This is a genomic window from Mesorhizobium sp. M0437, assembly GCF_040321335.1.
Lineage (GTDB): Bacteria > Pseudomonadota > Alphaproteobacteria > Rhizobiales > Rhizobiaceae > Mesorhizobium.
The window spans coordinates 1-11,170 of record NZ_JAMYRK010000108.1 but is presented as its reverse complement, the minus strand read 5'-3'; the positions used below and the strand labels follow the sequence as shown (position 1 = coordinate 11,170).

Annotated in this window: 4 protein-coding genes, 7 pseudogenes and 1 other annotated feature; of the genes and pseudogenes, 7 read left to right on the top strand and 4 right to left on the bottom strand. The window is 60.0% G+C overall.

Annotated elements, in window-relative coordinates:
- A pseudogene (locus NKI72_RS32685) lies at positions 1–387 on the bottom strand (IS6 family transposase); the annotation flags it as partial.
- A gap of 295 nt (positions 388–682) precedes the next feature.
- Between NKI72_RS32685 and NKI72_RS32680 the strand changes: the two are divergent.
- The 3 genes and pseudogenes from NKI72_RS32680 (at position 683) to NKI72_RS32670 (ending at position 2,188) form a co-directional block, all read left to right on the top strand.
- Positions 683–1,060: a hypothetical protein gene (locus NKI72_RS32680; RefSeq protein WP_023690673.1), complete on the top strand. Its 378-nt coding sequence runs from the start codon at positions 683–685 to the stop codon at positions 1,058–1,060.
- 234 nt (positions 1,061–1,294) lie between these two features.
- A pseudogene (locus tag NKI72_RS32675) lies at positions 1,295–1,458 on the top strand (DUF1403 family protein); the annotation flags it as partial.
- A gap of 50 nt (positions 1,459–1,508) precedes the next feature.
- A pseudogene (locus NKI72_RS32670) lies at positions 1,509–2,188 on the top strand (IS6 family transposase).
- Positions 2,189–2,344: 156 nt separating this feature from the next.
- Here NKI72_RS32670 and NKI72_RS32665 read toward each other — a convergent pair.
- Both NKI72_RS32665 and NKI72_RS32660 read right to left on the bottom strand, forming a co-directional pair.
- The gene (locus tag NKI72_RS32665) at positions 2,345–4,264 is read right to left on the bottom strand and encodes a potassium transporter Kup (RefSeq protein WP_352851980.1); all 1,920 of its coding nucleotides are present in this window, start codon (positions 4,262–4,264) and stop codon (positions 2,345–2,347) included.
- 59 nt (positions 4,265–4,323) lie between these two features.
- A pseudogene (locus NKI72_RS32660) lies at positions 4,324–4,483 on the bottom strand (IS6 family transposase); the annotation flags it as partial.
- A gap of 285 nt (positions 4,484–4,768) precedes the next feature.
- Here NKI72_RS32660 and NKI72_RS35575 point away from each other — a divergent pair.
- Positions 4,769–5,664 (top strand): annotated as a pseudogene (locus NKI72_RS35575) (IS3 family transposase); the annotation flags it as partial.
- Positions 5,020–5,136 (top strand) — a sequence feature (AL1L pseudoknot). Its footprint overlaps the pseudogene before it by 117 nt.
- On the opposite strand, the pseudogene NKI72_RS35570 reads toward NKI72_RS35575, so the two are convergent.
- Positions 5,643–7,058: pseudogene (locus NKI72_RS35570) on the bottom strand (IS30 family transposase). The pseudogenes NKI72_RS35575 and NKI72_RS35570 overlap by 22 nt on opposite strands.
- Positions 7,059–7,101: 43 nt before the next feature.
- On the opposite strand from NKI72_RS35570, the pseudogene NKI72_RS32645 reads away from it, so the two are divergent.
- The 3 genes and pseudogenes from NKI72_RS32645 to virD4 all read left to right on the top strand — a co-directional run.
- Positions 7,102–7,404, top strand: a pseudogene (locus NKI72_RS32645) (integrase core domain-containing protein); the annotation flags it as partial.
- Between the two features lie 535 nt (positions 7,405–7,939).
- Positions 7,940–8,482 carry a hypothetical protein gene (locus tag NKI72_RS32640; protein ID WP_245261254.1) on the top strand — a complete coding sequence of 181 codons (543 nt, stop codon included), beginning with the start codon at positions 7,940–7,942 and terminating at the stop codon, positions 8,480–8,482.
- Positions 8,483–8,711: 229 nt separating this feature from the next.
- Positions 8,712–10,457: a type IV secretion system ATPase VirD4 gene (gene virD4, locus NKI72_RS32635; RefSeq protein ID WP_352851979.1), complete on the top strand. Its 1,746-nt coding sequence runs from the start codon at positions 8,712–8,714 to the stop codon at positions 10,455–10,457.
- Positions 10,458–11,170 lie beyond the last annotated feature (713 nt).

Sequence of the window (11,170 nt, the reverse complement as noted above, 5' to 3'; positions counted from 1 at the left end):
CCCCTGCTTCTTCAACAGCCGCGTCAGCAAGCGCTTGGCGGCCTTGGTGTTGCGGCGGTTTTGCACGATTTCGTCCAGCACATATCCATCCTGGTTGACGGCGCGCCACAACCAAAGCTTTTTGCCGGGCGATGGTGACGACCACTTCGTTCAGGTACCAGACATCATTCCGGCACGGCGGCTTGCGGCGCAAGCAGCGAGCGCAGTCCAGCCCGAACTTGATGCCCCACCGGCGACTTGTCTCATACGAAACCACGATGCCGCGTTCCAGCAGCATTTCCTCAACCAGGCGCAGGCTCAGCGGAAACCGGAAATAAAGCCAGACCGCGTGGGCGATAATAGGCGGCGGAAATCGGGGGGCGTATAGCTGACGGCGGGCGTATTCATGCCCCCCGGCGTCCATGTCGCAAGTCTTGACGATTGCTTTGTGTGTCAAGCCCGCCGCAGGTCTCAACGCGTTCATATGCAGACATTGTGAAAATCGCCCTATTCCGCCTTTTTTTACCGCCCCTTAAGTCCCCCGCTCGCATGCTTGTCGATGCATTGAACTCATAGCCATCGGCCAAGGATTTTGGAAAATATGTTTCCGCTCGCAGCAGAAAACGTGAGAGTCGCTGTAGGCCTAACGTCAAGGGGAGAGAGCGGTTTGATTGGACGAAATGGGCACCGGAGTACCGAAGTCATGAAGCCACGAGGTAATCTGGTCCGACTGAAGCAATTTCAGGTGAATGAGAAGAGACGACAGTTGCACCAGCTAGACATCATGATTGCCGATTTCGAACGCATGGCGCGAGAACTGGAGTTCCAGATAAACGCCGAGGAAACGAAGGGCGGCATCTCCGATGTCAATCATTTCGCTTATCCGACGTTCGCCAAGGCCGCTCGCCTACGTCGTGACAACGTCAAGAATTCGCAATCGGACCTTCTGCGGCAGAGAACCGCAGCCGAGCCATGCCTCGCCGAGGCTGAAGCAGAGCTCTCCAAGGCGCAATTGCTAGAATCGCGCAGCGGCAGAGGCCACGACCTCGAACCCGGCAACCGAAGCGCCATGATCGGCTGAGCCGGACGGCTTCAGCGCGCCTCAATTCGCGACACCGACTGGCCGTTGGCGCGCGAGAGGCTTGCGGGCACTGTAAAGATATCAGCGTCTTGATGCAGCGATAGCTGGTCGGGACGGCTGTCATGCTGCGGCGACATACGCGATTTTGTCCAGATTTGCATAGCGGCGTTACGCAGGTATGGGGGAAAGTGGAATTGGTTGGCAATCGGATCATCGGTGGAGACGAACCGCTGCCGGCGGACCGGCGCCTGGCGGCAACGCCTGGCGCTTTCGGCGGCGGCGGTAACGGCAAAGCAGGCTGGCCGCGTCGAGGATGAAGCGGCCCCTGCGTGATGCCGTTCTGCTCACGGCCGGGAGACGGGGTCGGCCCCGCCGGCCGGATGCTGCTCGCTTGGCGCGGCACCGTAAAGTCAACCGACAGCTTATGAAGATGTGCTTACATTGGGCCATGTCAGAAGTTGCTCGTGGTCCGCTCTATGGTCGCCACCGCTTTCCCCCGAGATCATTGCGCACGCGGTATGGCTCTACTTTCGCTTTCCGCTCAGCCTGCGCATGGTTGAGGACATGCTGGCGGCCCGCGGCATCATCGTCACGCATCAGACCGTTCGAAGCTGCGCGGAGAAATTCGGACGGCATTTCGCCCAGGAGATCAATATCAGCCGGCTGCCTGGGCGACAAATGGCATCTCGACGAATGTGTCGTGGCTATCAGTGGCAAGAAGCAGTGGCTCTGGCGTGCCGTCGATCAGGACGGCTTCGTCCTCGAAGTGCTGGTACAAAGCCGCCGAAATGCCAAGGCGGCAAAGCGTCTGATGCGCAAGTTGCTGAAAGCTCAAGGGCGGACACCACGGATCATGATCACCGACAAGCTCCGATCCTATGATGCCGCCATGCGCGACCTCATGCCCGGCGTCGAACACCGGTCGCACACAGGCCTGAATAATCGAGCGGAAAATTCGCACCAGCCGACCCGACGACGCGAAAGGATCATGAAACGCTTCAAGTCGGCACGCCAGCTTCAGCGGTTCGTTTCCATCCATGATCCGATTGCCGACCTGCTCACTTTCCCTGCAATGCGCTGTCATCGGCTCAACATCGAGACCTGCGTAACGCCCCCATGCAAATCTGAACAAAATCGCGTGTGTCGCCACAGCGTGACAGCCGTCCCGGCCAGCTATCGCTGCATCAAGCCGCTGAAACTTACAGTGCCGGGCGCGCTGCTACCTGAATTTCCTTAACGCTCATTCAATGTGACAGCACCGATTCTTCTCAACCGCGACATGCCCTAAATCGTCACTTGCGTTCCGATCTCGACGACGCGTCCGGTCGGGATCTGGAAATATTCGGTCGCATCGGCGGCCGTGCGTGCCAGGCCGATGAACAGCTTGTCCTGCCACACCGGCATGCCCGAATTGGGCGAGGCTTTGAGCGAGCGCCTCGACAGGAAGAACGAGGTCGTCATGATGTCGAACTTCCAGCCTTGCTTGCGGCAGATCGCCAGCGCGCGCGGGATGTTCGGCTGCTCCATGTAGCCGAAGGTCAGCGTCACCCGCATGAACAGCTCGTTGACCGTCTCCATCTTGACCCGGTCGCTGTCGGGCACCACCGGTTGCGGCGCGGTCACCACCGAAAGGATGACGTTCTGCTCGTGCAGCACCTTGTAGTGCTTCAGGCTGTGCATCAGCGCGGTTGGCGCGCTGAGTGGATCGCTCGTCAGGAACACCGCGGTGCCGGACACCAGCTGCGGCTTTTTCTTCAGGAGATTGCCGGCGAGGAAATCGAGCGGGATTTCGTTGCGGCGGGTCTTGTCGAACAGATAGCGGCTGCCGCGCACCCAGGTCCACATAGCCAGCACAATGGTGAAGGCCACCGCCAGCGAAGCCCAGCCACCCTCGAACACTTTGACGATGTTGGAGGCAAAAAAGCCGACATCGATGAAGCCGAACAGCGCCGTCATGGCGACCGCCACCCACAGCCGCCATTTCCAGATCCGGGTCATGACGACGAACAGCAGCACCGTCGTCATCAGCATGTTGCCGGTCACCGAGATGCCATAGGCGGAGGCGAGCTTGCTCGATTCGCCGAAACCGACGACCAGCAGCATCACCGCCAGCGCCAGCAACAGATTGACGCGCGGCATGTAGATCTGGCCCGACTGCCGTTCCGAGGTGTGCAGGATTTCGAGGCGCGGCAGCATATTGAGCTGCACCGCCTGCCGGGTCAGCGAGAAGGCGCCGGAGATGACCGCCTGGCTGGCGATGACAGTCGCGGCCGTCGCCAGCACGACCATCGGGATCAGCGTCCAGCCTTCGTTCATCTCGAAGAATGGATGGCCGACGACGCCGTTCTTGGCCAGCACGAAGGCGCCTTGCCCGGCATAATTGAGCAGCAGGCAGGGAAACACGATCGCCAGCCAGGCCAGCACGATCGGCTTGCGGCCGAAATGGCCGAGATCGGCATAGAGTGCTTCGGCGCCGGTGACGGCGAGGAAGATGGCGCCAATGGTCACGAAAGCGACGTCGGGCGAATTGATCAGGAAGGCGACGATGTAGTGCGGGCTCACCGCCCACAGGATTTCTGGATCGTCGATGATGTGGTTGAGACCGGAAAGGCCAATTGCCAGGAACCATACGGCGGTCACCGGGCCGAACACCAATCCCACTCCGCCGGTGCCAAAGCGCTGCACCGCGAACACCATGGCCAGGATGACCAGTGTCAGCGGCACCACATAGGGCTGGAAGGTCGGCGTGACGACGTTCATACCCTCGACCGCCGACAGCACCGAAATCGCGGGCGTGATGACCGCGTCGCCGAAAAACAGCGAGGCGCCGACGATGCCGGTGCCCAGGATCACCGCCGACCGCTTGGGGAAACTGCCGCGCGCTAGCGCCATCAGCGACAGCACGCCGCCCTCGCCGCCGTTATCGGCGCGCAGCACGAACATGATGTACTTGATGGTGACGATGATAGTCAGCGACCAGATTATCAGCGACAGCACGCCGAGGATATCGCCGCGCTCGGCGACATTGCCGCCCGACGACGCCACCAGCGCCTCACGGAACGCGTAGATCGGGCTGGTGCCAATATCGCCATAGACAACGCCGAGCGCGCCTAGCATCAGCACCTTGGGGCTTTGCTGTTCGATTGCCGGATGGCTCGACTGTTCGACGGGTTCTGCCTCGCTACCAGTATTGGTAAGGACCATGGACGACACTCCGATAAGGGGCGGCCCTCTACCTTTGCTGCACTGCAATATCAAGTGCCGCGACGTAATGGCTCCGTATGCGGACCGCATTTGTTGCCGCACCGGCGGATTGTCTCATACGAAACCACGATCCCGCTCCCGGGCCATTTGCTCGACGAGACACAGGCTCAAGGGGAACCTGAAGGAGGGCCAGACCGGATGGGCGATGATCTGCGGCAGGAAACGATGGCGCTGCTTGTAGCTGACGGCATATCTTTCTGCTTTGTGTGTCTGCCAGACGAGCGGGCGGGCACGGAAGTGGTCGCGCTCTGGCTGCCAGACATACTCGTCGAACCTGATGAAAACCTGACTTGTACACCCAGCCCAAACAGGTGCGAGGGGCCGGTCTATTACCAAAGGCTCTGAGGGCTGATTCTCTAGGGTTCCCGCCCAGATTGATCCGTGACCCTTGTTGTGTGCCGCCCCGGGTTGATCGGAGGCTCCAACTCCTGAGAAGGTGGAACCATGACAAGCAAGGCGACCAACAAGTTCTCTCCCGAGGTCCGGCCCCCCCGCGGTGCGGCTGGTTCTGGATCACGAACGCGAGCATACGTCGCGGTGGGCGGCGGTTTCATCGATCGCCGCCAAGATCGGCTGCAAGAAAGCCGAGCGTGACGGCGGCGTGCGCGCCGGAGTTCCCACGGATGCTGCGACGAAACTGAAGGCTCTGGAACGCGAGAGCCGCGAGCTTCGCAGGCCAACGAGAGCAAGGCTTCCGCGTATTTTGCCCAGGCGAAGCTCGACGGCCGGTTCAGGCCACGATCGCGTTCATCGACGATCACCGCAAGGCGCATGGGGTTGAGCCGATCTGCAAGGTGCTGCCGATCGCCCCGTCGACCTACCACGACCATGTCGCCAAGCGCGTCGACCCCTGCCGGCTGTCGGCTCGGGCAAGATGGGATACAGCCTCGAAGGATGAGGTCCGACGGTTTGAGGCGAACTTCCGCGTCTACGGCATTCGCAAGGTCTGGCTGCGGTTGCGTCGCGAGGGCTTCGAGGTCGCCCGCTGCACGGTTGCCCGCTTGATGAAGGCCATGGGCCTCGAAGGCATCGTCCGCGGCAAGCCGATCCGCACTACGGTGAGCGACAAGGCCGCACCTTGCCCTCTCGACCACGTCAACCGCCAGTTCCATGCTCCGGCGCCGAACATGCTGCGGGTCTCCGACTTCACCTGCGTCGCGACCTGGACGGGCTTCGTCTATGTCGCCTTTGTCGACACCTATGCCCGTCGGATCGTCGGCTGGCGGGTGAGCCGGACGGCGCATGCAGCCTTCGTTCTCGATGCCCTGGAACAGGCTCTCCATGATCGGCGGCCCGCGCGGGGAGGCGGGCTCATCCATCACAGCGATAGAGGCAGCCAAGGCGGATTCAACCGGATCGTCGCAACACCGGCATCATACTGTCCCCCAAGGAGCTGGTCGAGGAGTTCGGCAGGTGTTTTCCAGCCGAGCGTTTTGCGCGGTCTTGTGTTGATAGCATGGGCAACTGCGTCCAGTTCCCGGGCTGTGTGCCGACTGAGATCCGTGCCCTTTGGAAAGTACTGTCTCAGCAAGCCGTTGGTGTTTTCGTTGGAGTCTCGTTGCCACGGGCTTGGGGATCGCAGAAGTAAATCTCGAGCCCGGTGTCGATGCGCAGGTCGGCTGCTGCGCCATTTCCGCTCCATGGTCCCAAGTCAGCGACTGACGCAGTTGCTCGGGAAGTTTGCCCATGGATCGGGCTATGGCTCTGCGGACTGCTTCAGCGCCGTGGCCGGCAAGTGGTGGACCGTTCTTGATGCGCAGGCTCTGCTGATAGCCAGGCATGCGCGGCAGGTGAAGCACGCATTGTGAAGCGTGAACTTCGTTCCACGAGCGTACCGATCGCCTAGCTTCCGAGGCCAAGGATGAGGTCGCCTTCCCAATGTCCGGGGACAGCCCGATCGGCAATTTCGCCCGGACGGTCGCTTATTATAAGGGCGTCTCCAATGAAGGACTTGTTGCGAACTCGGGCCCGTTCGCGCGGTACGCGCAACGCTCGGCCTGAACGCAGACATGCGGTCAGTCCTCGGCGCAATGCTCCGCGTCCTTGAATGTACAAGGACTGATAGATCGTCTCGTGGCTGATCCGCATGGTTTGATCCTCTGGGTAATCGATCTGAAGCCGATTTAGCGATCTGCTCGGGGCTCCAGGTTGCCGATCACCTCCGGCTCTGTCGTTTTTCCATACCCACCTTGGGGCCCTCGAATGAGGCGCCATTGGGCTTGGTGACTTTGCCGGCCAAGCGCTCCTCAACATATTCACGCAGAGCCGGATTGACCGCCAGCTTGCCAGGAGGCCGCCGGGACTCACGATCGGCGTGCCATTGGGCGGCACTGGCCGGTAATCCAGATTGCCGCTGCGCGTCGCGGCATTGCGCCTGACCTCCCGCGAGATTGTGCTCGGCGGCCGACCTAGCTTACGAGCAATGGCCCGGATGCCGATTCCCTTGGCAAGCTCAAGCGCAATATCCTCGCGCTCCCGAAAGAAAGATATCGCCCCGAAGGCGGCTTCGCCCACGGCGCCAAATGCGTTGGCGGCATCCCTCCTGCACTCCGAACCAGCGCGGACCAAGAGGCGTTGATATACAGGCATCCAGTGCGGCCTCCTCGCTCGAACGTCCCAAGGCAATAGCTTGCCAGAACCGGAAGCGATTCTCACGCTGCCAGGCAGGCGGACGCCCGGGCGAATCTAGCTTCTTTCGAGTGCACCGATCTGAAGCGCGTTGGTGATCCGTCATTGCCACCTCCAATCCCTTGGTGTCGCGACGACCGGTTGAATCCGCCCAATACGTCAGCATTCGATACACCGAGCGCTTGGCGGAGGCCGGCGTCGAACCCTCGGTGGGCAGTGCCGGCGACTCTTTCGATAATGCTCTCGCCGAAACGATCAACGGTCTTTACAAGGCCGAGGTGATCCATCACCGCGGACCCTGGCGCTCATTCGAGGCCGTCGAGTTCGCCACGCTCGAATGGGTGGACTGCTTCAACAATCGCCGGCTGCTGGAGCCCAGCGGCAACATCCCGCCGGCCGAAGCCGAGGAACGCTACTACGCCATGTTGGATGAACCAGCCATAGCCGCGTAACTCAAACGAAACGGCCTCCGGAAAGCCCGGGGCAGTTCACATCGCATTTGATGCCAGCTTCATCGTATTTTCTTCGGCTTGGACGGGCACTTGGCAGACCCACAGAGCTGGGAACCCTTTGCCATACTACAACTGTAACATCATATCGGTTTAGCAGGTCAAGCTTCGGTGGTAACCTCATTGGGTAGAATAACTACTTTGGAGGCGAGCAATGGATCGCGATAACAAACGGGCACGCGCAGCTGCAAGATCATCTCAAGGCGTGGGGAGCAGTAGCCTCCGTGACGTTCCAGAGGGGCCATTGAGCGATGTTGCAGAACGGCTGGTAACCGCTAACCCGCGCGATACAGCGCGAAATCTTGGGGGCTTCAAAGGCCTCGGGACGCACGAGCGAACAGCCGTTCGGGGCACTCAACCCGGGCCAGAAACTGACCTCGCGAGATTTGAAAGGCGGACCAATCGGCTTGGACGATCAGCCATCAATCTGGCCGCGACATTAACAGCCGAATTGGGGTACAGCACGGATGACATAGCATTGCAGAAAGTCGGAGCGGCCAGTAATCTAGGCGATTACCTAACGCCAGGGCTGCAAGATGCTATTGTTAATCGCATTGGCAACATGGATCCGCCGTCGCAAGCTCTCGGAGCTTATTACGTTGCGCCACACTTCAGTAAGTTTACTGACGAAAACAAATCTCGCATTCTTGATCAGGCCATTGGATTGGCTTCTTCTGATCCGGATGGCAATGTCAGGATGATGGCATCCAATGCTATTCTCAACATGTATCAACAGTTAGACGCAAATCAACAGGCCCAAGCTCACTCAGTTTTTCCCGGCATGCAAGACATCTTGCCGCACATGCCGCCGCCGCAGCATGCAGCAGAGGAACGGAGTGCGAATCTGGACGGCCACATAGCAGGTATTGAGGCTGCAGTCCGTGATACAGTAGGCCCGCAAACCTCCTATGAACAGCTGCAGCGGGGTGCTCAAGTCGGGCGGTCCATAAGCCAAGCCTACAATCACGCCCGAGAGGACCTAATGGAGGCCACCCGAAGCAGAGATCGCTCCGGCCGTTGATGTCTCGGCCATGGTACAGTGACGCTTTCTCTCCCGAATTCCGTCTACGGCCTTGCCGTTTCCAATTCGCTGGCCGTTGACGTACAAAAACCACGTCTGCCGGGTGATGCGCTGCAAGCATCGCACCACCCACTGCGGCATCGATCTGTCGAGCGGCGACATCGCGCGACGCCGGTTCGGTCTCTGAAGCACGCGCAGCATTAGCTACGGCTAATCCGGCAATGGAACAATGCTTTCAACAAAAACGACGCCCCCCAACATAGCCATTAGCATCGCGTGCTCACTCGCCGTGGGCTTCTGTGCGGCAAGTCTTTACGCAACCTTCCGCCACGGCGGCAGCGGCGAGGCTCTGATGGCGTTTGATGTCCGTGCCTTTTGGTTTGAGACGCCCTTCTATTTGGGTTTCGCAACCCCCGTTTTCTATCGGGGCGCGGCTATCGTGCTCTCGACGTCCGCGGTCGTCTTGCTGATTCAGCAGATCGTATTGCGCCGCAAGCTCGAACACCACGGGACGGCTCGTTGGGCTCGAGTGGATGAAATGCGACGCACGGGATATCTGCGACGATTCCGTGGCGTGACAGGGCCGGTGTTTGGGAAGACAAGTGGCCCTTTCTGGCCTGGCTACTACCTGACCAATGGCGAGCAGCCTCACAGCCTCATCGTTGCACCGACCCGCGCTGGCAAGGGCGTCGGCATAGTCATTCCAACGCTACTTACATTCAAAGGCTCGGTGATAGCTCTGGACGTCAAGGGGGAGCTCTTTGAGCTCACCTCGAGGGCGCGCAAAGCCGCAGGTGACGACGTGTTTAAATTCGCGCCGCTGGATTCGGAGCGGCGCACAAACTGCTACAATCCGCTGTTGGATCTTATAGCGCTGCCTCCACAGCAGCAATTCACCGAGGCCCGCCGCTTGGCCGCAAACCTGATTACGGCCAAGGGGGAGGGCGCGGAAGGTTTCGTCAGCGGCGCGCGAGATATCTTTGTCGCGGGAATCCTTGCCTGCATCGAGCGGGGCACGCCAACAATCGGCGCCGTCTACGACCTCTTCGCCCAGCCGGGGGAGAAGTTTAAGCTCTTCGCGCGACTCGCCATGGAGACTCAGAACAAAGAGGCACAACGCATCTTCGACGACATGGCGGGGAACGATACGAAAATCCTAACCTCCTACACTTCCGTGCTCGGCGATGGCGGGCTCAACCTGTGGGCGGATCCCGCTGTAAAGGCGGCCACAAGTCGCTCGGACTTTTCGGTCTATGATCTTCGCCGTCGCAGAACGTGCATCTATCTTTGCGTTGGTCCGAACGACCTTGAGGTGATCGCGCCTTTGATTCGCTTGTTTTTTCAGCAAATCGTTTCAATTCTGCAGCGGTCGCTGGCCCGCCGGGATGAAAAGCACGAGGTTCTCTTCCTGCTCGATGAGTTCAAGCACCTGGGTAAGCTGGAGGCGATCGAGACCGCAATCACGACTATCGCGGGCTACAAGGGGCGTTTCATGCTCATCATCCAAAGCCTTTCGGCACTGACGGGGGCTTATGGAGAGGCTGGCAAGCAGAATTTTCTCAGCAATACCGGACTGCAAGTGTTCATGGCCACGGCTGATGACGAGACTCCGAACTACATTTCCAAGGCCATCGGTGAATACACGTTTGAAGCCAAATCGATTTCCCACAGCCAGGCGCGAACGTTCGACTGGACCATTCAGAATTCACATCAAGGTGCACCGCTATTGCGTCCCGAACAGGTTCGGCTGCTCGATGACGACTACGAGATTGTTCTCATCAAAGGTCTGCCACCATTAAAATTGAGGAAGGTGCGTTATTTCTCGGATCGCATTCTGAAACGCATCTTTGAACGCCAGACAGGCGCCCTCCCGGAGCCGGCGCCCTTGACGGGAGCAGAGGAGGCGCTCTCCGCCGGATCTCAACTCGATGACCCGCTGTGTGAATTGGCGCAGGACTTTGACGATACAGTTTGATGTGAGGCTGGTGTGGACCGCGCGAAAAAATCCATCCCGTGTAACAGCTTTGTCGCAGGTGCAGGACGCCGGCTTGGAAGAGGGGCAAGCGGGCCAAGCCCGGCGAGTGGGCTTTGAGCAGCACGTGTCCGAGGCGCCCCGGCCGCTGTTCGATGGTCGAGCTGACGAGCCGCCAACCAATCCAGAGGAGCTTCTGCGACTGGAACAGGGGGTCTCGCGAGGTGCTTCAGCGAGGGCAGGATCATCAAGCCGCCTCATCTTTTTTCAGCAACCCAGGGATGCCCGATGGACGGGATGACCTCAACAGAAGCGTGTCGGAGGCTTTCGCAAGCTCTGGGACGCCGGAGTTCGGGCCGCCGCCCCCAGTCCTGGCTGCCAGCCAACAGCAGATCCGCCCTTCGCCGGATGAGCTTGACCATGCAACCACCTGCCACCCGAGTGAGTCGTCCCAACAATGAACATCCCACAGCGCTGTTGTGGCCAGCGGAGACGCAGAGGGCCCTGAATGCGCCGCAAGCCGTCGCCATTCAGCAGCAGCTGAGCGAAATCGGCAATTCAGGCGGCCGCGTGCATATGCAGAGAGGCGCTGATGCGATCTCCGGACCGGTAGCTCTCGCCGTAATTGATCAGGCTGGTACTGTTGGAAGGCTTGATCAGCCTCGTCACCCCAATCTCCAGCATAGCTCACTGTCACGCGGCCAACGTGCCTCCGT

Excerpts from the sequence above, each read along its gene's own strand:
- virD4 (WP_352851979.1), top strand. The coding sequence starts at position 8,712 with ATGCTTTCAACAAAAACGACGCCCCCCAACATAGCCATTAGCATCGCG.
- NKI72_RS32680 (WP_023690673.1), top strand. The coding sequence starts at position 683 with ATGAAGCCACGAGGTAATCTGGTCCGACTGAAGCAATTTCAGGTGAAT.
- NKI72_RS32665 (WP_352851980.1), bottom strand. The coding sequence starts at position 4,264 with ATGGTCCTTACCAATACTGGTAGCGAGGCAGAACCCGTCGAACAGTCG.